Origin of the sequence: Desulfovulcanus ferrireducens (assembly GCF_018704065.1) — a bacterium.
Lineage (GTDB): Bacteria > Desulfobacterota > Desulfovibrionia > Desulfovibrionales > Desulfonatronovibrionaceae > Desulfovulcanus > Desulfovulcanus ferrireducens.
The window spans coordinates 84606-105574 of record NZ_JAGUQP010000005.1; the positions used below are offsets into that span (position 1 = coordinate 84606).

Sequence of the window (20969 nt, forward strand, 5' to 3'; positions counted from 1 at the left end):
TCCTTACAGGCTTTCCACATCAAACATCAGGTTAAGAAATACTTCTTCGGTGAGCATGATCTTATTGTGCGGATCATTCAGTGTGGTGTCGCCGTTGATATAGATCGCTTGGTATTCAGTATCCGCCGGGTTAATGCGAAGAGTTCCGGAAACGAATTCTTCCAGGGCGGCGTTGTTCTTCTCCTTCACATTCCGCCAAATGACCAGCACGGTTTCTCCCGCCGGGTTTTCACCCTCGATGGTCAGGAAGCCGTCCTTTATGCGCACTTTCCGTACCCGTAACCCCAGCAGGTAGTTGAAAGTGTCGGGCAAATCTATTCTTTTCGGTTCCGCCTTCCCTGTTTCGCGAGTGTAGATTTTTAGCATGCAGTTGAACGGATCTTCAAAATGGTCAAGCTTGAGGAGTGAGCCGCGGGTCTCCACATCCAGCATGTAATGAAGCAAGTACTCTTCCTGCACTTCTTCCATGAGGCCCAGTAGGTCTACTTGTCGGTCTTCAAACTCTAGATTGTTTAGGGTGTCTTCGTAGCTCTCCAGGCGGATATATTTGAAGCAGTGACTTACGCCTGTCTCTGGCGCGGTTGGTTTACCGTCTAACCAATCCTTTGAGTAAATGACTTTTTGAATACGCGGCTTGAGCACCGTGTCAAAATAGTCACCCATCTCCACAAGGATATACTTCCGTTTCCCGCCATCCTCGCGGTTGAGATTGACAACTGCATGGCCGGTTGTGCCGGAACCGGCAAAGTAGTCGAGAATAAAGTCAGTTGAATGGTGAGTGGTTGGCAAACCAATAAGATATTGGAGCATTTTTACTGGTTTAGGTCTGCCGAATATCTCCTTACCAAACATTGAGGCAAGGCTAGCAGTGGCATTGGAGACAGTCCCGAATTTAGGAAGTAATGTACTTGGAGTGATGCGAGTTCTTTTTTTGGTAATTTTAAGTTTGCCAGTTCTAGTGAAGAAAAAACCTGTAACTTCCTGGCCTTTAGAATCGTAAACAGGTCTGTTTCCATAGAAAAATTGCTCCATTTGTTTCTTCTGGGTCCAACCAGCCTTTAATGTTACAGGATACTTTAATTTTCCAGCTTCACATACCATCCTCCCCCTCACCAAAGTAACTTTTTCCATACCACCCCAAGTCCCTGAAAGATCAACTCCATCATCAGCTAACCACGGCACACCTGCTGGAAAATCAAATTCACTCTCAGGATTTGCTCTTGATATTTTTTTCATAGCGCCGGCTTCAATTTTTCCGTCGCCTCCTTCAAAATTATCTAACTCGTTGCTGGGAATAAGAGAATAGACTTGAACATATTCATGATAAGGTGAGAACAAACCGTTCTGTTGGCTATGTTGAGTGTTCCAGATCAACTCGGCAACAAAGGAGTTCGGACCAAGAACAGTATTAGCCACATGTCTCAATGTTGCGACCTCATGCTCATCGATACTGATAAATAAAAGTCCGGTTGAGTGTTGTAACCTGGAGGATAATGAAAGACGATCACTGAGCAATGTTGCCCATGATGAGTGTTTATAGCCATCCTTGTAACGGAAGTCGTCTTTTTTTGTATTATATGGCGGATCAATATAAATACACTTCACCTGTTCCCGGTATCGTTTCTGCAACAGATTTAAGGCCTGAAAGTTTTCCGAGTGGATCAGCAGACCGTCGATTTGTTCGTCTATATCTTCAATAGAGGCAAGTAGTTTGTATTTGAATTTTTCCGGGTAGAAGGCTGTATCGAGCACCATATATTGCTTTTCTTTAAGCAACTCCGGAGATGGCGTTTCAGCTTTTCCGATAAAGCCAAGTTTACGCCATTCTTCCCACTGCCGCTCGTTTTCTACAATCACGGGATAAAGTTCCTCTGGCACTCTATCCAGAGTTATGCAGTAGTTTGTTTCCACAACAAATTTCTTTTTCAGCCACAGTTTTTTTTGGAAATCCTCGAACTGGGCCAAAAAATCGATCAAATCCTTTGCCACGGCACGGATTGCCTTGATCTTACGGATTTCACCTTCCAGATAGTTTGCTGGGCGGTTGTCCACGTCATCCAGGTACATCACTTCGTTTTTAATGTAGAAATCCAGCTCCTGCCTTAAAAATCCGCCAAGATCTTTGTGGATAAAATAGTCGCCTGTGTTTTTCTTTGTGAAGTTCTGCAAATGTTTTTGAAGAATCGTCCTGGTATTCTTGCCGGTGTATGTTTGATCATCGGCCCATAGACTTTTCTTCCACCTCGCAGGTATTTTAGCCTCGATAGCAGCTTCAAGTCTCTCTATTACCTGTTTTGCTGTTGGTTTACGGTCAAAAATTTTAAAATGAAACGGAATGACCAGCGTGTCATCTGTGGTTTCAATGTCTGCTTCTTCATCAAGGACGAAGGCCCTTACAGCCTTGTTATTGTTTTGAACCGCATCCATGCGCGTTAGTTTAAATTTTACTCGGAGCTTGTGGCCCTTTTCCTCTATGGTGAAGGTGTAGTCTTTCAGGTCTTCCGAGGACTTGATGTAATATTGATCTTTGTTGGCCCAATGGAGTATGATTTCCTCCCCGTTGTAAGGAATGGCGTATTTTTGCTTGTTGCTGTAGCGCCGAAGCGACATGAAATCGCCGCTTTCATAATAGCGGCTGAAGAACTCATAGAGATGAGAATAGACTTCGGCTTCCAGACGGTTGGCATCAACAGACTGTTGAGCTGACTCAAACCGTTCCATGTATTGCTTCCCAAGAGGGAGGGATTGCCGCTTTTTCGCAAGTGCTCCGTCAGGTTCAAAAGCATCAACGCCGAACGAAGATCCACACTGTTGGCGCACCTCCTTGAGTTTGTCCTGAGCGTTGTTTTGAGCCAGATCGCTTAAAACTTGTCTAACTTTTTCCGGTAGTCGTTTATGCAAGTATTCATGAATTTGCTTATGTTTCTTCTTTATGATCCGGTGAATGCCAAAATCCAGGTTTGCCTTGTCGAGCTCAAAAAGTTCCTCCAGCTTGGCGACAAGTTCATCGAATTTATTCATATTTTGGTTCCTTCAGCAGATTATAATTCATACTTCGAACTATACCGCCATCGAATCAACCTGGTTTGAGACGACATTTTAAAATTGCCTCAAATCTGAGGCGATGAGTTAATGGTTTTTGTGGTTCTACCTAAGAACATTCAAGGTGCGTTTGCCCTGCAGGTTGTGGTTTCCGGCATGGAAGAACTGCCCATGATGGGGTAAGTGTCATGTTTCTCCTGATTACGAAGCAGTTTTGTAATGCTTTTCCTGGGACTGGAGTTTTTTTACCTAGCCTGTTAGAAGTTTTCGTTACAGCTTTAGCAGAATGGCATTTTCCCGATTTTGACCTGTCACCTGCTTTCTGCTAGTCAACCTCAACTCATCATAGGGTGTACACTTGAATCTGGTTTCCTTGGGGGACATATTATGGAACAAGAAAAGTTAAATGCCAAGATTTTATTAGAAGCATTACCTTATATCCGCGAGTTCTATGGGCAGACTATAGTCATCAAGTATGGTGGTCATGCCATGATTGATGACTCTTTAAAAAAGAGCTTTGCCTTAAATGTGATCCTGCTAAAATATATCGGTTTGAATCCTGTGGTGGTTCATGGTGGAGGTCCGCAGATTGGAAAGATGCTCGATCAGTTGGGCATTGCCTCTCAATTTCGTGAGGGTCTGCGGGTCACTGATGCGGCGACCATGGATGTTGTGGAGATGGTCCTGGTGGGCAAGGTAAATAAGGAGATTGTAAATTTGCTCAATCTCCATGGAGGAAGAGCAGTTGGATTTTCGGGCAAAGATGGTCGCATGATCAGGGCCAGGAAGTTAGAAATGGTCATCAATAAAAAAGATGCGCCCCCGGAGATTATTGACCTTGGCAAGGTAGGCGAAGTGGTTGATGTGGACATAACCCTGATTAAATCTATACAAAAGGAAGGATTTATTCCCATTATTGCACCTGTGGGTGTTGATGAAGAGGGTGAAACCTATAATATTAACGCTGATTTTGTGGCCTGTGCTGTAGCCTCAAGCCTAAAGGCCAAGAAATTGATTTTACTTACGGATGTTCAAGGCGTCCTGGATGAAGATGGGCAGATTATTTCTTCCCTGAACAAGAGAGAGACTGTAGAGCTTATTGAAAGCGGTATAGCCAGAGGCGGAATGATTCCTAAGCTCAAGTGCTGTCTTGAGGCTGTTGAATCCGGTGTTGAAAAGGCACATATCCTTGATGGTCGTGTTGAGAATTCAATAATTCTGGAGCTCTTTACCCGGGCTGGAATTGGCACAGAAATATATGGATAGAGTCAGGAGTCGAGAGTCAGGAGTCAAAGATAAAGGGTCAGAAACAACTCGCGACTCTCAAGTATCAGAATCTAAAGATTCGAATATTTACAAAGAGTTAGCCTTAACTGTTCCGGATAATGCCCATGGCCAGAGGCTGGATGTATTTTTGTTCTCCTTAGGCCTGGAAGGAGGCGTGGCCAGGGCCAAAGTACAGAAGTGGATCAAGCATGGACTGGTCACTATTAATGGAAGGCCTATTACCAAGCCCAGTTTTAAAATCAGCCATGGCCAGGAAATAAGAGTTTTACTGCCTTTCCACGAAGGAGAGAATAAAGCGGACCCAATCTCTGGACAACTTGACGTTGTTTATGAAGACCAGCATATTCTGGTCGTAAACAAACCTGCCGGACTTACGGTCCATCCTGCACCAGGAGAAGAAGGCCCGACCTTGGTCAATTTTTTGGTCTATAATTATCCCCGGTTAGCTCAAAAAGATTCTGATCGTCCGGGCATTGTCCATCGTTTGGATAAAGATACTTCCGGCCTTATGCTTATTGCCTTGACTGAGCAGGCCAGGTTGAAGCTGGTTCAAGATTTCAGCGCCCGTCAAGTACATAAGGAGTACCTTGCTTTGGTTTTTGGGGTACCAGCGGGTGATGAGGGTGAGATTGACTTGCCTATCGGCAGGCATCCGAGACATAAAACCAAAATGGCCGTGGTAAAAAAAGGTGGGCGCACGGCCCTATCCAGATATACGGTGGTTTTAAAAGATAGACTAGGTATGTGGAGTCTTTTGCGGGTGAAAATTTTTACCGGCCGGACCCACCAGATTAGAGTGCATCTATCGCACTTAGGTCATCCAATAATAGGCGATAATGTTTATGGGGGGACAAATTTCAGCTTGTTGGGTGATAGGGGAAAGAGTGCGTCAAGTTTGTTCAAAAGGCAGCTTCTTCATGCCTGGTGTTTAGGCTTTAGCCACCCGGAATCCGGAGAAGAAATGGAATTTACTTGTCCTCCGCCCAAGGATTTCTGGCGCGCTCCTTTGCTCTTGAAGCGGGAGACACAGCGAATAGTGCTTACTGGAAATCCTGGCAGTGGCAAATCAGAAGTGCTTAAATGCTTTAGAAAATTCGGGGTCCCTGTCTTTAGTGCTGATGAAGAGGTTGCCGAGCTGTATCAGCCTGGAGGAGATGGTTGGTTTATTCTCCGACAGAGGTTTGGACAGGAATTTATTGCACCTGAGACAGGAGAAGTGGACAAAAAAAAGTTGTTCGCGGAAATGGTGGCGAGCGATAGCTTTCGCAGAGAAGTTAATGCCCTTATCCATCCCCTGGTTGAATTCAGATTGCGCAACTTCTGGGAGAAACATAAAAGACAAAGAGTATGTGTGGCTGAAATCCCCCTGATATTAGAAGCTGGCTGGAAGATGGATGGTTTGATTTTAGTAGGTGTATTTTGTCCTGACGAGCAGCGTAAGCAAAGGCTGCTTGCCAGAGGATGGGCAGAGCAGCAGATGGCACAGATTGAATCATGGCACTGGCCGCAAGCTGATAAACTGCGTAAGTGTCATTTGATTATAGATAACAGTAATGATTTGTCCGCTCTGGAGCAGAAAGTTTTGGCCCTTAGCAATATTTTAAAGACTTTGCGTCAAAAAAGAGTCCGCCATCTTAAAAAAAGACTGGACGTTTTTTATCGGTCAGCCTCCTTTCTGGAGAACTAAATGATTCCCTTAAGAGACAGTATCCCCAATGTGCACCGGCCAGTCATGGTTTGGACCATAATTGCTGTTAATACTATTGCTTTTTTGTTTGTCCTGGAATTAAATCATTTTCAACTGGTGAAATTTTTCCATCTTTTTGGGGTTGTTCCTGCAAGATTTACCCATCCTGAATGGGCCAGGTGGATGGGCTATCCGGATGGCGGTTATATATCTTTGATAACGCACATGTTTTTGCACAGTGGTTGGCTCCATTTTTTGGGTAATATGTGGACATTGTGGATTTTTGCAGACAATATTGAGGACGTAATGGGGCCTTTCAGGTTCCTTGTCTTTTATCTTTTATGTGGTCTTTGTTCCTTGTTGATTCATTTTTTATTTAACATGGACTCCGCCGTGCCAGTTGTCGGGGCTTCGGGAGCCATTGCCGGGGTAATGGGTGCCTATTTTTTACTTTATCCCCACGCAAAGGTAGTGACATTTATTCCAATATTTTTTGTGCCTTATATTTTTGAACTGCCTGCTCTTATTTTTTTGGGTTTTTGGTTTCTTATTCAAATTATATCGGCTATTTCTTCGAATGTTTTTTCTTCTGCAGGTGGGGGAGTGGCCTGGTGGGGCCATGCAGGCGGTTTTTTAGCTGGCATGCTCTTGCTCTCCCTTTTTAAAAATGAGAAAAGATGCTATTATTGTTATAAACAAAAAGAAAGTGATCATAATTTTCATCTAAAATAGGCCAAAAGTAGAGAATGTTTTTTTTGCCTTTGGTGAAATAATTGGTTAAAATTTTTTTATAAAAAATTAAGAGGGATGGCTATGCTAAAAATTGAAGACCTGCATGTTAATGTAGGAGGAAAAGAGGTCTTGAAGGGGATAGATCTCCATATTGAAGATGGAGAGACCTTTATTTTGTTTGGCCCCAATGGTTCTGGCAAAACAACTTTGCTTATGACTATTATGGGTTTTGCCGGGTATGAGGTGACGCAAGGCAGAATTTTATTCAAGGGTAAGGATATAACCGATTTGCCCACTTATGAAAGGGCCAGAATGGGGATTGGCATGTCCTTTCAGCGCCCACCGACCATCCATGGCTTAAAGACCAGAGATTTGGTTCGGTTGTGTGCCCGGGACAGGGAAATAGATGTAGAAGATTTGGCCAGGAAGGTCAATTTTGAAAATTTTTTAGACAGAGATATAAATGATGGTTTCTCAGGGGGTGAAATAAAGCGTTCGGAGTTGCTGCAACTCATGGCCCAGGAACCTGATTTGGTTCTTTTTGATGAGCCAGAGTCAGGAGTGGATTTGGAAAACATGGCCCTGATTGGCAAGATAGCCAAGGCTCTTTTGGATGGTTCCTTGGAGCCCAGCCCTGCGGTTTGTATGAAAGACCTGAAAGCGCAGAAAAAGACTTCCGGGCTGATTATTACTCATACCGGATATATTTTGGACTATGTTAATGCTGACAGGGGGAAGGTCATGTTTCAGGGGCGACTTTGTTGCGAAGGCCGGCCTAGAGATATTTTGGATCATATCAGTAAATATGGTTACAAGGAGTGCGTCAGATGTCTGAGTTAAAAAATGATAAAACTCCCCAGGTGGATTTGAGCGTATATAATTTTGATCAGGCTGAAAGTCCGATGCTTCCCGATTTACGTCAGCTTGACTCTGAGGATCGGGCTGAGTTGCTCATGGCTGGAGTGGATGTAGAAGAGGAGCAAAGGAGCGGGACTTATCTTCAGATTGATCATAGTAGTGTGCATTGCAGCTCTCGCCGCCAGGGCGTGGAAGTGTTGAGTATTCAGAAGGCCCTGGAGAAATACGATGGTCTGCCAGAATATTATTGGCAGGCAGTGGATAAAGACAAGGATGAGTTTACAAGGGCTGCAGCAGAAAAGCTTCACGGCGGGTATTTTATTCGCACTGAAAAAGGGGCGAAAATAGAGGAACCAGTGCAGTCCTGCCTGTTTATCAAGGGGCAAGACGTAGCCCAAAGTGTGCACAATATCATCGTAGTGGAAGAAGATTCAGAAGTACACATTATCACTGGTTGCGCTACGTCACATAAAGTTCGTTCTGCCCTGCACTTGGGTATTTCTGAGTTTTTCATCAAAAAGGGCGGTAAATTGACCTTCACCATGATTCACAATTGGGGAGATGAGGTCACTGTCAGACCCAGGACCGTAGGTATTGTTGAAGAAGGTGGGGTGTTTGTAAGCAACTATATTTTGTTGAAGCCGGTCAAGTCTGTGCAGTCATTCCCGGCCATTTTTCTTAATGGCAGGGGTGCAGTGGCTAGATTTAACTCTATTTTGGTCGCGCCTCAAGGAACGCACATTAATTCAGGAAACAAGATTGTGCTCAATGCGCCTGAGACCAGAGGGGAGATTATATCCCGGGCCATTACAACCGGAGGGACAATTATTGCTCCGGGAGTAATTGAGGGCAATGCAGTGCCTGTGCGGGGTCATTTAGAATGTAAGGGTTTGATTTTAAACGATGGTGTAATTCACGCTATTCCGGAACTTAAGGGAACCAAGTCCGGAGTTGAGCTCTCTCATGAGGCGGCTGTGGGCAAGATTGCCCAGGAAGAGATAGAGTACTTGATGGCCAGGGGACTGGACGAGGATGAAGCTACTTCCACTATTGTCCGCGGTTTTCTCAACGTGGATATTATGGGCCTGCCCAAAGAACTCAAGGAGAGCATAGATAAGACTATAGCTGAAAGTGAGAAAGATATGTTTTAGCTCTAAGGCTAGGGGGAAAGGGGTGCATCCGATGGTTGCACTTGGGTTGAGTAGTTGAGTAGGTGAGTGGTTGACTAGGAAGGACGGTCAGTGGACGTGGGATTCCGTAGAAGAATTTTCCCCTGATTGCTGCCAGATTCTGGATTTTTCAATCCAGGTTTCTTTCATACTGTTGCAAATGCCTGGACCCATCTATAGCTTGCTTCTGGGCAGAGCATAATGGGACATTTTGGATAGATGAATATTCTTTTCATTATTAATAATTATGGCAGATAGCGTCAGTCAGATATTTGGCTTTGTCGCCCCGATGCTTTGCTTATCCGCAAGCTTCGTCCCGCACCCATTTTGAGTGGGTATCTGAATAGCGATGAGCATTGATGGTTTTAAAGTTAATTTTTTGCTTTGCCACAAAAGTTGCCGAAAATGGGTGCGGGACTACCCAGCCCTTTGCAATGCATTCAAGAAACCAAGATTTTCAATCTGGCAGTAAAAATGGAGTTTGGCCACAGGCTCTAAAAAAGCTACAAGGGAAACTGTAGTGCCAGGATATAAAGGACACCTGCTGGGGAGCTTAGCGCTTTCCGGTTCAGCAGTAGCCGCGGCTTTTTGGTTCGGGCAGATTCACCTGGACCTGAAAATTATTTTTATCCTTTTGTGTATATCTTTACTTGCCTCTTTATTTCCGGATGTAGATACTGATTCTAAAGGTCAGAACTTATTTTACGCTCTTTTAGTTGCTTTGGATCTGGGCTTAATGATTAAGGGACTATACAAATGGGCGGCTATTCTGGGCTTTTGCGCCATGTTGCCTGCCTTGGGGCATCACCGGGGATGGACTCATACTTGGTGGGCCATGTTTCTAGTCCCTTCAGCTATTCTGGTCCTGCCCATGATTTTTTATAATATTTCCATAGAAAAGCTCCTGCCCTATTATCTGGCCGCGATCGTTGGTTATTTTTCACACCTCCTTTTGGATCGCAAGTTCTAATCTTGTTTTTCCCATAGTAATAAAAAGTGCGCGCCCCATAAGATGAGGATCATGTTGGCGTTTAGCCAGAGCAAAAATAAAATGATTGAGGACAAAGTGCCGTAAATCAAGCTGTAATTGGGTTGAGTCCATAAGATGTGTGTGAAGAATTTGGTAATCAGTTGGCTTACTAAGGATAAAGCAAGGGAAAGGATAAAACTTGGAACAGTGGCGAATCTTTTTTGTGGCAGGATTTGATATAAAGAAAAGATAAGCAAGGCAAAACCCAACCAGGTCCAGATGTCGGGAGTCATACCCGGGGGGATAAAACGCGCCGGTATATAACTCAAAACATGCATGATAAGCATAAGGATAATGAAGCTTATACCCAAAAAAGGGCCTATGAGCCAGGGTAGAGGCAGGCGCCAATATTGTTTTTTGATGGGTCTATTATCGATGTAGTTAAAGCTTATTTGCAGGGCATGAAAAAATAAACCTGCGCTCCAGAAAATAAAAATAAAACTGATCCAGCTAAGTCTTGGGGCCATGTTTAAAAATTTATTTAGTTGCAAGGTAACGATTTCTTTTGCCCAGGGCAGGATGGCCAATTTATTTTGAATAAATTCTTGAACCTGTATGGTGTCGCCCCAGATTAGGCCGGCCAGGGATACCAGGAGAAAAATTAAAGGGATAAATGAGAGCAGGGCATAAAAGGTCAGACCAGCAGAGTGTAAAAAGCCCTGCTGGCGCGAAAAGTTTTTCGAGCCTAGAAAAATAGCTTGAGTTAACCTGGTCCACATGGTCAGGGCCTTATTATTATGTGTGGTGGATGGCAAATTTGGTTGCCCACGGTTTTTTGTTTGTCTATCCATCAGCCAAGAGGTCCAGTCTCCAGTTTTTATAAAACTCCATTACTTCCAGTAAGTTTCATGGGTCCAGTTTTCTTGTTTTTTAATAAGTTGAGCATCATGAAAACTTCTTCTTGTTTTATTAAGAAAGCAACTTCTCATAATTTTTTTCAATCCTGGTTTCTTTCATGCTGGTGCAAATGCCTGGACCCATACTATAGCTTGCTTGCGGGCAGAGCATAATGGGACATTTTGGATAGATGAATATTCTTTTATTGTCGATAGTTATGGCAGATAGTACCAGATATTTAGCTTTCTCGTCCCGATACTCTGCTTATCCGCAAGCTTCGCCAAGATGGCTTACCCAGCCCTTTGCAATGCATTCAAGAAACCAAGATTTTCAATCTGGCAGTCAAAATGAGGTTGGGACACAAACCCTACTGTTGAAACTTTTTTCTGTCTCTTATTAAACATAAATCTCATTGGATGCGAAAAAATAAATTGAAAATCACATACTTTTTTACCTTCTTTTCCTTGAAGAGTAAATCGGGTTGTTGAGTTGGGGGGGTGTTTGTTGAATTTATAGAAGATAGGTGGCATTAAGCGAAAAGTTTCTGACTGAGTCAGAATACGTGTGTAAAAAATCGCTTCACATCCGGGTTGGATAAAAAAATTACAACTTTTAACAAATTACATCTATCACGAAAGGAGAGAAAATGGCTGAGAACATTGATGATTTAACTATCAATTGGACTGATGAAGACGGGAACCTGGTGGTCAAGGAGTTGAAAAAAGAGGTCTTGACCCGCGGTGCATGGACCACGATTATGTATGCGTATCAAGAGATGGACCGTAAAACAGGAGATTATGGACCAGTTAAGTTCAGGGTTGTGCGTTATCAGAAACGCAATGGACGATTTACCCCCCAGTCTAAGTTCAATATTTCGTCCATCAAGCAGGCTGGGGAAGTGGTCAGGATTTTGAGTCAGTGGGTTGAAGAACTTGGGTAGAAGAAGGAGATAAGGAATATTAAGTTTACTTTTCTTATATCAGTCGCTATACCGACTGATATTGGGGTATAATCAGTCGGTATAGGGGGAGAAAGTGGATAAGGAAAAAATCATAGAAATTTTAAACCAGTGGAATTTCTGGAACAGAGAATTGCCTGAGACCTATCCCAGAACAGGCTATGAACATGAGATAATAAATAAAGCAAAGGCTGATGAAATTCTTATTATTCAGGGAGTTCGAAGAAGCGGCAAGTCTACTCTTCTTATTAATTTTATAAGACATTTGATTGAAAATAAGGTCAAAAAAGAAAATATCTTATTTGTCAATCTGGAAGATCCTGGATTTGCAACTGATTTAAACCTGGATTTACTTGAACAAATTAAGGAGGCTTTTGTCTATTATCTGGCGCCTGATGAGAAGCCTTATATTTTTCTGGATGAAATTCAAAATATTCCAGGTTTTGAAAAATGGTTGCTTAAAGAGTATGAATTAAAAAAATCACATCTTTTTGTAACGGGTTCCAATGCAAAACTTTTAAGCAAAGAAATTGGCTCTCTTCTTAGCGGACGATACTTAAACATAGAAGTAATGCCTCTTAGTTTTAAAGAATTTTTGGTTTTTAACAATTTAAAAATTAACACAAAACTGGATTTTATAAATAATAGATTGATAATAGAGAAATTTTTTGAGAGGTATATGCAATATGGAGGATTTCCCAGAGTAGTTTTAATTCCTGATTGCGAACTAAAAGATGAAGAATTAAAGGTATATTTTGATTCAATTCTGCTCAGAGATATTGTTGCCAGATATAAACTGGATAATTTTAAAGTTCTTGAAAAGATAGCCATCAGGATGCTTTCTTCAATTTCCAATATAGTCTCACTGAATTCTTTGAAAAAATCATTAAATTTATCCTTTAATTTAGTTAATAATTATGTTGAATTTCTTGAAAATGCCTATATGATATTCAGGGTTCCCCTGTTTGCATGGTCGTTAAAAAAACAACAGGCCAATCCCAGAAAAATATATGCTATTGATACCGGTCTTGCCAGAAGAGTTTCTTTTGCAGTAGGTAAAAATGAAGGTTTTTTGCTTGAAAATATCATTTTTTTAGAGCTCAAACGCAGGTTTAGCGAAATTTATTACTTTAAAACTTCACGAAATTATGAAGTTGATTTTTTAATCAAAGAAAAGGAAAAGATAACTCATCTGATACAGGTCTGTTTGAGTTTACAGGATGAAAAAACAAAAAAAAGAGAATTCAGAAGCTTGGTAAAAGCTAAAGCTGAATTGAAATATACGGATAATATCAGGCTTAGTGTATTAACTAAAGATAGCAGCAGAGTAGAGATGTTTGAAGGTGAAAAAATTGAAGTTGTTAATGTATTGGAATGGTTGCTTTGGGAAACGGGAGAATAGGAAGAAGCAAGGAAATAACACTTCAGTTTTAATTTTCTGCAGAGGCGAACCATTGTATATCTGTAAATCCGCAAGGATAGGCGCAGAATGGTTCGCCCTGATTAAGTTTATGCCTTTTTTACCCACTCAGCCAGCATCTTTTACTTGACCACGTCACCTCAAAGATTCCCCAACATGACTTTATGCAAAGCGGCATAGACAAAATAACATGCAAAAATCACTAGAAAGGTTGCGCATGTCCCGATTATCCCTCTATAGAGTCGATCGCTCAAAAAGTGCCTGCCCTTCCCGACAGCCACAGAAACCGCGGCATACCAGGCGAAATCGGCCAAAATATGCCCGGTGAAGAAAAAGAAGATACCCCACATACCAAATTGCCTCGAATGTAGAAGATAACCAAGCCCAATTGTTGCCCACCAAATTAACCAGTATGGATTTGCTATGCTCAATAGTGCCCCGGTAATTACCAAGTGACCACGCTCTTCCGTCCCTGCATCCCATGATAAACTCAAGGTTGGGAGTGTGCGAAACATTCCGATAGCCATCCAAAACAGAAACCCGGCACCTGCTATAGCAATAACGATAAAGACCTCATCTAGCATTAGAAACGGAGCCAGTCCCAGTAATAGTGCGATCACCAATGCCAGTTCAAGAAGGCTGTGACCAATCATAAGCAACGGCCCGGCGATAAAGCCTCGACGAGAGCTTTCACTAACAGAAGCGGTCAGCAATGGCCCCGGCATCATTGCGCCGGATAGGGCAATTACAAAGGAAGAAAAGAAGATAGTGAGCAGTGTCAACATGAGTGAAATTATCCTTGGTTAAAAGTCTAACGAGAAAGCTCGCATGCTGCCAACCGCAGGCCCGAAGGGCAAGGACATATCCATCAATTTTAAAGTCTTCAATATCTGAATAAAATATATTCTCAAAACAGCTCACAAAAAAGTTTTTTCTCAACCTATATTTATTTCGTGTAAATTTTACTATTTTTTTCTGAAATATTCCAGTGGAATAATGGCTTTTCCAAATAAGATATTTAATTGGTTTATAAAAAACGTCAAAGTCCTTAACGTTATGGAATATATGGATTTGTTGAGTTTGTCGGTTGTTTGTTGAATTTATAGAGGATAGGTGGCATTAAGTGAAATGTTTCTGAGTGTGTCAGGACACGTGTGTAAAAAATCGCTTCCCATCTGTCTCAGATAAAAAAATTACGAATTTTAATGAATTATCAATCACGAAAGGATAGGAAAAGGCTGGGAGCATTGATGATTTAACTAGCAATAGGGCTGATGAAGACGGGAATCTGGCTGGTCAAGGAGTAGAAAAAGAGGTCTTGACACGCGGGGCATGGAGCACAATTATGTATGCATATCAAGAGTTGGATCGTGGAATAGGGAGCTATGGGCCGGTTAAATTCAGGGTTGTGCGTTATCAGAAGCTAAATGGACGATTTAGCCCCCAGTCTAAGTTTAATATTTAGCCCATAAAACAGGCCCACTAGATCATCCAAACTTTAACTCAGAGGGTTAAAGAACTCAACAATTGACTTTTGACATAGTTTAATTAGGTTAAATGATATGAGCGAAAGTATATCAGATGGACAGGTCCTAACCGGAACAGTTATAGAGGAAGATTTGGAGGAGCCACGGCGGTATAAAGTTCTATTACATAATGATGATTATACAACCATGGAATTTGTTGTCTATGTCCTAAAAAAAGTCTTTCATAAGACCGAGGCCGAGGCTCACCATATCATGATGAGTGTTCACAAGAATGGAATTGGTGTGTGTGGGGTGTATCCTAAAGAAGTGGCCGAGACCAAAGTTGCGATGGTCCGCCATATGGCCCGCAAAGAAGGTTATCCTTTGAAATGCACGATGGAAGAGGTGTAAATGTTAAGTAAGGAATTGGAGAAAATTATTGGCCTGGCTATTCAGGAAGTCAAAAAAAGACATCATGAATTTTTAACTTTGGAGCATATTCTGTATGCCTATACCCTGGATGAGAAGGGAAGAGCTATCCTGGAAGATTGTGGGGTAGATTTGACTAGGTTAAAGAATCAACTGGAGCGTTTTTTTATTGAACACCTGGAAGTCCAGCCTTCTTCCCAAGAACGAGAAATTATTCAGACCGTGGGTGTGCAACGGGTGATGCAAAGGGCCATAATGCACATCCAATCAGCAGGGAAAAACATGGTTCAGGCTGGAGACCTTCTTGCAGCCATGTTTGAGGAGGAAGACTCTTTTGCTGTTTATTATCTTCGTACCCATGGCCTGACCAGGCTGGATGTATTGGAATATATTTCTCACGCGATGGAAGAAGATAGCCCTGGCTCTTCTTGTCCAGGATGTTCAGATCAGGAGAAGAGATCTGGAGAAAAGAGCGCGCTGGCTTTATATACAGTTAACCTGGTTGAAAAGGCCCAAAAGGGCTTGATTGACCCGTTGGTAGGCCGAGAAAGGGAGCTGAAAAGAGTAATTCAAGTCCTTTTGCGGCGCAGAAAAAATAATCCCATTCTGGTTGGAGAGCCAGGCGTTGGAAAAACAGCCATGGCCGAGGGTTTGGCTTTGAAGATTGCCAGTGGCGAAGTGCCTGAGTCTTTTCTGAAAACTCAGATTTATGCTTTAGATATGGGAGCGTTACTTGCCGGGACCAAGTTCAGAGGTGATTTTGAGGCCAGGCTAAAGGGAGTGATTAAGGAGCTGAAAGAGATCCCGGGCGCGATATTGTTTATCGATGAAATTCACACCATTGTTGGGGCCGGGGCGACCACTGGCGGCTCAATGGACGCTTCTAATATTCTGAAGCCGGTTCTTGCTTCAGGAGAGATTCGGTGCATTGGTTCAACCACTTATGAAGAATATAAACTTCATTTTGAAAAAGATCGGGCTTTGTCCAGAAGGTTTCAAAAGATTGAGCTGTCTGAGCCCACCATTGAAGAAAGCATAGAGATTTTAAAGGGGCTCAAGCCCTACTATGAAAAGTATCATAAGGTTAAATACATGCCCTCAAGCCTAAAGGCTGCCGTGGAGCTTTCAGCCCGGTTTATTAATGATCGTTATCTTCCGGACAAGGCCATTGATGTCATGGATGAGGCCGGGGCTTATTTTATGCTTGAAGGAACTATAAAGGGCAGGAAGCAGGTCACTCCGCGCGATATTGAAAAGGTTGTGGCCCGCATGGCTCGTATTCCTTCTCGCCAGGTGTCTACATCAGACAGGGAAAAACTTTTAAATTTGGACAAGGAACTGAAAAAGGTCATTTTCGGTCAAGACAAAGCCATAGAACTTTTGACCAAGGCTATAAAGCGGGCCAGGGCAGGACTGAGAGATGTGCACAAACCCACGGGGTCATTTCTAATGATTGGTCCCACGGGTGTGGGTAAAACAGAGCTGGCCAAGCAACTAGCCAACACGATGGGGGTAAAATTTGTTCGATTTGATATGAGCGAGTACATGGAAAAACATGCTGTGGCTCGCTTGATTGGCGCACCTCCGGGCTATGTTGGTTTTGACCAGGGGGGGCTACTCACTGAGGCCATTCGGAAAAATCCTTACTGTGTTCTACTCCTGGATGAAATAGAAAAGGCCCACCCAGATATGTTTAATATACTTCTCCAGGTTATGGATCATGCAACGCTCACTGATAATACCGGGCGGACGGCAGATTTTCGACATGTTATACTGCTGATGACTTCCAATGCCGGAGCCAGGGAAATGGAATCGAGAGCCATTGGTTTTGGTCAGGAGGATGAGGCGGATAAAGTTCAAAAGGCCATGAAGGCAGTGGAAAAACTGTTCAGTCCTGAATTTCGCAATAGATTGGATGCGGTCATTCCCTTTGGTAGCTTAAGTCAGGAAATTATGGAGATGATCGTCGATAAATATCTTGCTGAATTAAATGAGATGCTCACTGCTCAAAAAGTCCAGGTCCAACTCACTTCTTCAGCTAGGTCCTGGCTGGCTAAAAAGGGGTATGATCCTGATTTTGGAGCCAGGCCCTTGGCTCGGGTTATGCAGGAAGAGGTCAAAGACATTTTGGCTGATAAGCTCCTTTCCGGAAAGCTGGATAAAGGAAAGAAGATACTCATAGACCTGGATGAGAAGCAGGACCAACTCAGTTTTAGGATTCTCCCATTGAAATAACTTGTTTGTGAGCCTGGTTCCTCATGAGCTTTCCCAGATTCAATTACCTGCTTTATCCTGTTTTTGACTACCATTATTCCACATGGTCTATTGGTTTTAGCAATAGCTGAACATGACAGTTTTTTACCTATCCAAAGAACCTATTTTCCCCCACCCAAGGTTTTCTGACCCGGATGGGCTTTTGGCCGTGGGTGGGGATCTGTCTATAGAGCGTCTTATTTTGGCCTATTCCCAGGGTATTTTTCCCTGGTATAGCCCAGGAAATCCTATTCTCTGGTGGAGTCCCGATCCCAGGCTGGTGTTGTTCCCCGAAGAATTGCATGTCCCCAGAAGTTTGCGCCGGGTGCTTAATAAAAAAAGATTTAAGGTGACTATTGATCAGGCCTTTGAACAGGTCATAAACATGTGTGCCAAAGTGAGAAGGTCCGATGGATACGGCACCTGGCTGGTACCGGAAATGATTGAAGCATATATTCGGCTACACAAACAGGGGTTGGCTCATTCTTTTGAGACCTGGCAGGAAGACCGCCTGGTGGGGGGAGTGTATGGGGTGAGCCTTGGCCAGGCGTTTTTTGGAGAATCCATGTTTTATCTTGTTCCCAATGCCTCCAAGGTAGCTCTGGTTCACCTGGTCTTTTATCTTCGCAAGAAGTCGTTTCATTTTCTTGATTGTCAGCAGACCACACACCACATGCTCCGCTTCGGAGCACGGGAAATCAGCCGAAACGAGTTTCTACAGCGTCTAAAACATGCCCTTCAATATCCGACCCGTCGAGGTAAATGGGGAGATGCGTGAATGGGTAGTTGGGTTGATGGGGAGCTTAACGCAACCTCCTTCATGGAACCAGATTTTCAAGTTTTTTCTCCAGAGCTTTGAGGACAACTTCGGGTTTAAGATCCTCGAGACATCTGGGGTTGGCACAGGTATTTTGATTGCAGGGCTGGCAAGAAAGGCCTAGCTGGATATGTTCATGTTCTGCTGAAGGATAGGTCCAGGCTCCGCTAGTTGCACCAAGGATGGTTAGGGATGGGGTATTTACGGCCACGGCAATATGGCGAGGAGCAGAGCAATTGCCAAGATGTAAATTGGCGTGAGCAATGCAGGCTGCCATTTCCCGCAACGAGAGCATCTTTTCAGGCAAAATACAAAAATCTTCTGCCTGTGACTGGGATAAAATTCTCAAAGCCAGTTCTTTTTCTCCAGGGCCATAAAGGAGAAGAAATTTTATGTTTGGCCATTTCTGACTGGCTTGATGGATAAGCTGAGCAAAGTGGCCTGCTGGCCATCTTCTGGTTATACGTCTGTGCGAAGGATCTATGGTGATGAGTAGATTCTTTTTTGTGACACCTTGCCCGGCCAGAAAATTTTTGGCCCGGTCAAGTTCCGCCTCTTTAAGCCAAATTTTTGGCCTGTTACCCTGCCAGGAAATACCTAGTGGTTTTAGAATGCTGGCTTTGAATCTTGCTGCATAGCCTGGTTCTGGTTTTTGCCAATGGGTGTATAGTAAACGATTATACCAGGGCGGCGGATAGGTTAGCTTAACTTTGCTTCTGGAAAATAAAACCACCCACCGGCACCTGGGCAGTTGTTGAAAGTCAACAATGAGATCAAAATTTTTCCAGGCAATTTGCCGGTAAAACTTCAGTTCTTTCCAGAGATTATTGGTTTTCTTCTTGTCTATAACCCAGATTTTACTGATATGAGGATTGTTTTCCAGGACAGGAAGACATTTTTTTTCCGTAAGAAAGTGGATTTGGGCCTCAGGGAATCTTTTTTTCAGCAGTTCTACACTGGGAGTGGTCAGAAGAACATCGCCAATTTGGCGAAGTTGGCAAACCAGAATTTTGTAAATATGGTCTAAGTTAATAGATTTTTGAGCGGTTGCAGAAGTTTTTTTTGATGACATAGATGTTTATTGGTCAATGAACAGAGTGACATTAGTTTTTTCTACTCAAATTCTTCCTGTATAATGGGTTTGGCCGAGCTTAAATCGTAAAAGCCGTGTACAGGGAAGGGAAGAGGATAATCACAAATCTGCTCCAGGCGAATTCGCCCGAAGTTTTCATCCTCAGGCATTTCTGAAAGTGGCATAAGGCCTAGAGGAATGGGGAAGTTCAGTGGGGCACTCGTTATGGTTTTTAGTCTTGAAGCGTACCTCCGGGCAAGATAGTCTACTAATTGGTCCCGTTCATCCCGAGTGAAGGCTTCCAAAAGTATTTTTTTACTTCTATTTATATCCGGAGTTATCCCTTCCTCAATTGGTTCTCCCAGGAGCTTGTCCCACGGATAACCATTTTCTTCTTCCACATCCCAATAGGGACGAAAAAGATGGACTTCTACATCACGTCGGCCCTTAAATGACTTGATAGTCATGGTTACAATGTAAGCCCGATTTACTGGGAGGGGCTTGCTTGGAGGTATGATGTTTATGTCCATAGTCACTCCTTAAGGTGGACGTATCTACTCTCTTAATTATTTATCATGGCATTATCTTAGCAGGTATAATAAGTCAAATTTTTGCTATACTATATTTTTAGCCCCGAAGCTTAAAGGAAGAGAATCGACTTTCAACTTGCTGGTTGCCCATCTTCTCTGCAAACTTGTTAGTTTTTTATAATATTTTTAGAATGATGAATTCTAGCGTCATGGTTTTTGTCTTAGAAACTATAAACTGAAGATTTTGTCTATGGCTCTTTACAAGCTATGCCCTCTAAGGCTAACTTGAAATTTTAAAAAAGTGAGCGCGAGGGGAAAAATGAGCAAAAATTTTCTTACTATTTTAGATCTGCCCATGAGAGTTGCCCGTGACCTTGTTTTAAGGGCCAAGGAGATAAAGGACAGAGCTTATCAAAGTGATATTTTAAAAGGGAAAACAATTATCCTGATTTTTGAAAAGGCCTCTACCAGAACCAGAATTTCTTTTGAGGTCGCGATTCAGCATTTAGGTGGCAAGTCTGTTTTCATGACTCCTAATGAATCTCAGTTAGGTAGAAATGAACCTTTAAAAGATACAGCCCGGGTCTTATCCAGATATGCACAGGGCCTGGTAGTCAGGACTTTTGCCCAGGAGAATCTCGAAGAACTGGTCATGTTTGGGCAGGTTCCGGTGATAAATGCTTTGACCGATAAGTTTCATCCTTGTCAGGTGATGAGCGATTTGCTGACCATATATGAGCGGACTCCAGACTTTTCACAGCTTAAAATAGCCTGGGTGGGTGATGGCAATAACATGGCTCACTCCTGGATTAATGCAGCCGTCTATTTCCCTTTTCAGCTTAATATGGCTGTGCCCAAAGGATATGAGCCTGATATTGATGTGCTTGAGCGAGCCTTGCAAGCAGGAGCAAAAATTTATCTGACACATGACCCCAAGGAGGCGGTTGCCGGTGTTCATTATGTCAATACCGATGTTTGGGCGTCAATGGGACAGGAAGACGAGCATGGTCAGCGCAAAAACGCATTTAATGGTTTTCAGGTAAACAGCGAACTTCTGACATTGGCCGATCCTGATGTTAAGGTACTCCACTGTTTGCCTGCGCACAGGGGAGAAGAGATTACTGACGAGGTGATAGAAGGGCCATGGTCTGTTGTCTGGGATCAGGCAGAGAACAGGTTGCATATGCAAAAGGCTATCCTGGAATGGATTTATAGCCAGGATTAAGGTAAAAGGGTAAAAACGTTAAAAGCTAAATAACTCAACTTTCTCGTATGTTTACATCACCTGTTTTCAAATTTAAGAGATAAAGAAATAAGAATTTAGGCGTGACAGACCGTTCAACTTTCTGGTGCATCAAGACACCGTAACTCAGCTTTTGGTC

17 protein-coding genes are annotated in these 20969 nt (G+C 42.9%); 12 read left to right on the forward strand and 5 right to left on the reverse strand.

Annotated elements, in window-relative coordinates; all coding sequences use genetic code 11:
- Positions 1-3: 3 nt before the first annotated feature.
- The gene (locus KFV02_RS03140; RefSeq protein ID WP_252380072.1) at positions 4-3021 is read right to left on the reverse strand and encodes a site-specific DNA-methyltransferase; all 3018 of its coding nucleotides are present in this window, start codon (positions 3019-3021) and stop codon (positions 4-6) included.
- 408 nt (positions 3022-3429) lie between these two features.
- Here KFV02_RS03140 and argB point away from each other — a divergent pair, with 408 nt between their 5' ends.
- The 6 genes from argB (at position 3430) to KFV02_RS03170 (ending at position 9745) form a co-directional block, all read left to right on the forward strand.
- Positions 3430-4308, forward strand: a complete 879-nt coding sequence (gene argB / locus KFV02_RS03145; protein ID WP_252380073.1) for an acetylglutamate kinase — start codon at positions 3430-3432, stop codon at positions 4306-4308.
- The gene (gene coaE, locus KFV02_RS03150; protein WP_252380074.1) at positions 4301-6016 is read left to right on the forward strand and encodes a dephospho-CoA kinase; all 1716 of its coding nucleotides are present in this window, start codon (positions 4301-4303) and stop codon (positions 6014-6016) included. Before argB ends, coaE begins: the two co-directional genes overlap by 8 nt.
- Positions 6017-6748 carry a rhomboid family intramembrane serine protease gene (locus tag KFV02_RS03155; protein ID WP_252380075.1) on the forward strand — a complete coding sequence of 244 codons (732 nt, stop codon included), beginning with the start codon at positions 6017-6019 and terminating at the stop codon, positions 6746-6748.
- 81 nt (positions 6749-6829) lie between these two features.
- Entirely contained in the window at positions 6830-7588 is a 759-nt protein-coding gene (locus tag KFV02_RS03160; protein ID WP_252380076.1) for an ABC transporter ATP-binding protein, read from the forward strand.
- Positions 7589-7650: 62 nt separating this feature from the next.
- Positions 7651-8757 carry a SufB/SufD family protein gene (locus tag KFV02_RS03165; RefSeq protein WP_434800279.1) on the forward strand — a complete coding sequence of 369 codons (1107 nt, stop codon included), beginning with the start codon at positions 7651-7653 and terminating at the stop codon, positions 8755-8757.
- A gap of 538 nt (positions 8758-9295) precedes the next feature.
- Complete coding sequence (locus KFV02_RS03170; RefSeq protein ID WP_252380078.1) at positions 9296-9745, forward strand: metal-dependent hydrolase; 450 nt, start codon at positions 9296-9298, stop codon at positions 9743-9745.
- Here the strand turns inward: KFV02_RS03170 and KFV02_RS03175 are convergent.
- Positions 9742-10596 carry a YihY/virulence factor BrkB family protein gene (locus KFV02_RS03175; protein WP_252380079.1) on the reverse strand — a complete coding sequence of 285 codons (855 nt, stop codon included), beginning with the start codon at positions 10594-10596 and terminating at the stop codon, positions 9742-9744. The two genes, KFV02_RS03170 and KFV02_RS03175, sit on opposite strands and share 4 nt — an antisense overlap.
- A 692-nt stretch (positions 10597-11288) precedes the next feature.
- On the opposite strand from KFV02_RS03175, the gene KFV02_RS03180 reads away from it, so the two are divergent.
- Together KFV02_RS03180 and KFV02_RS03185 are read left to right on the forward strand one after the other, a co-directional pair.
- Positions 11289-11582 carry a hypothetical protein gene (locus tag KFV02_RS03180; RefSeq protein ID WP_252380080.1) on the forward strand — a complete coding sequence of 98 codons (294 nt, stop codon included), beginning with the start codon at positions 11289-11291 and terminating at the stop codon, positions 11580-11582.
- Between the two features lie 94 nt (positions 11583-11676).
- Complete coding sequence (locus tag KFV02_RS03185) at positions 11677-13002, forward strand: ATP-binding protein (RefSeq protein ID WP_252380081.1); 1326 nt, start codon at positions 11677-11679, stop codon at positions 13000-13002.
- Between the two features lie 158 nt (positions 13003-13160).
- Here KFV02_RS03185 and KFV02_RS03190 read toward each other — a convergent pair whose 3' ends face one another.
- Positions 13161-13805 (reverse strand): LysE family transporter, encoded by a 645-nt coding sequence (locus KFV02_RS03190; RefSeq protein ID WP_252380082.1) that lies wholly within the window; start codon positions 13803-13805, stop codon positions 13161-13163.
- Positions 13806-14582: 777 nt separating this feature from the next.
- Between KFV02_RS03190 and clpS the strand changes: the two genes are divergently transcribed.
- The 3 genes from clpS to aat all read left to right on the forward strand — a co-directional run bounded on the left by clpS (position 14583) and on the right by aat (position 17946).
- The gene (clpS, locus tag KFV02_RS03195) at positions 14583-14897 is read left to right on the forward strand and encodes an ATP-dependent Clp protease adapter ClpS (protein WP_252380083.1); all 315 of its coding nucleotides are present in this window, start codon (positions 14583-14585) and stop codon (positions 14895-14897) included.
- Positions 14898-17150, forward strand: coding sequence for an ATP-dependent Clp protease ATP-binding subunit ClpA (gene clpA / locus KFV02_RS03200; protein ID WP_252380084.1), 2253 nt, complete (start codon positions 14898-14900; stop codon positions 17148-17150).
- A gap of 112 nt (positions 17151-17262) precedes the next feature.
- Positions 17263-17946: a leucyl/phenylalanyl-tRNA--protein transferase gene (gene aat / locus KFV02_RS03205; protein WP_252380085.1), complete on the forward strand. Its 684-nt coding sequence runs from the start codon at positions 17263-17265 to the stop codon at positions 17944-17946.
- A gap of 40 nt (positions 17947-17986) precedes the next feature.
- On the opposite strand, the gene KFV02_RS03210 is transcribed toward aat, so the two are convergent.
- Complete coding sequence (locus tag KFV02_RS03210) at positions 17987-19057, reverse strand: glycosyltransferase family 9 protein (protein WP_252380086.1); 1071 nt, start codon at positions 19055-19057, stop codon at positions 17987-17989.
- 41 nt (positions 19058-19098) lie between these two features.
- Complete coding sequence (locus KFV02_RS03215; RefSeq protein WP_252380087.1) at positions 19099-19587, reverse strand: hypothetical protein; 489 nt, start codon at positions 19585-19587, stop codon at positions 19099-19101.
- Positions 19588-19906: 319 nt separating this feature from the next.
- Between KFV02_RS03215 and argF the strand changes: the two genes are divergently transcribed.
- Positions 19907-20812 (forward strand): ornithine carbamoyltransferase, encoded by a 906-nt coding sequence (gene argF / locus KFV02_RS03220; RefSeq protein WP_252380088.1) that lies wholly within the window; start codon positions 19907-19909, stop codon positions 20810-20812.
- Positions 20813-20969 lie beyond the last annotated feature (157 nt).

Excerpts from the sequence above, each read along its gene's own strand:
- argB (WP_252380073.1), top strand. The coding sequence starts at position 3,430 with ATGGAACAAGAAAAGTTAAATGCCAAGATTTTATTAGAAGCATTACCT.
- argF (WP_252380088.1), top strand. The coding sequence starts at position 19,907 with ATGAGCAAAAATTTTCTTACTATTTTAGATCTGCCCATGAGAGTTGCC.
- KFV02_RS03175 (WP_252380079.1), bottom strand. The coding sequence starts at position 10,596 with ATGGATAGACAAACAAAAAACCGTGGGCAACCAAATTTGCCATCCACC.
- aat (WP_252380085.1), top strand. The coding sequence starts at position 17,263 with ATGACAGTTTTTTACCTATCCAAAGAACCTATTTTCCCCCACCCAAGG.
- KFV02_RS03210 (WP_252380086.1), bottom strand. The coding sequence starts at position 19,057 with ATGTCATCAAAAAAAACTTCTGCAACCGCTCAAAAATCTATTAACTTA.
- KFV02_RS03155 (WP_252380075.1), top strand. The coding sequence starts at position 6,017 with ATGATTCCCTTAAGAGACAGTATCCCCAATGTGCACCGGCCAGTCATG.
- KFV02_RS03165 (WP_434800279.1), top strand. The coding sequence starts at position 7,651 with ATGCTTCCCGATTTACGTCAGCTTGACTCTGAGGATCGGGCTGAGTTG.
- KFV02_RS03215 (WP_252380087.1), bottom strand. The coding sequence starts at position 19,587 with ATGGACATAAACATCATACCTCCAAGCAAGCCCCTCCCAGTAAATCGG.
- KFV02_RS03190 (WP_252380082.1), bottom strand. The coding sequence starts at position 13,805 with ATGTTGACACTGCTCACTATCTTCTTTTCTTCCTTTGTAATTGCCCTA.
- clpS (WP_252380083.1), top strand. The coding sequence starts at position 14,583 with ATGAGCGAAAGTATATCAGATGGACAGGTCCTAACCGGAACAGTTATA.
- KFV02_RS03140 (WP_252380072.1), bottom strand. The coding sequence starts at position 3,021 with ATGAATAAATTCGATGAACTTGTCGCCAAGCTGGAGGAACTTTTTGAG.
- KFV02_RS03180 (WP_252380080.1), top strand. The coding sequence starts at position 11,289 with ATGGCTGAGAACATTGATGATTTAACTATCAATTGGACTGATGAAGAC.
- coaE (WP_252380074.1), top strand. The coding sequence starts at position 4,301 with ATGGATAGAGTCAGGAGTCGAGAGTCAGGAGTCAAAGATAAAGGGTCA.
- KFV02_RS03160 (WP_252380076.1), top strand. The coding sequence starts at position 6,830 with ATGCTAAAAATTGAAGACCTGCATGTTAATGTAGGAGGAAAAGAGGTC.
- clpA (WP_252380084.1), top strand. The coding sequence starts at position 14,898 with ATGTTAAGTAAGGAATTGGAGAAAATTATTGGCCTGGCTATTCAGGAA.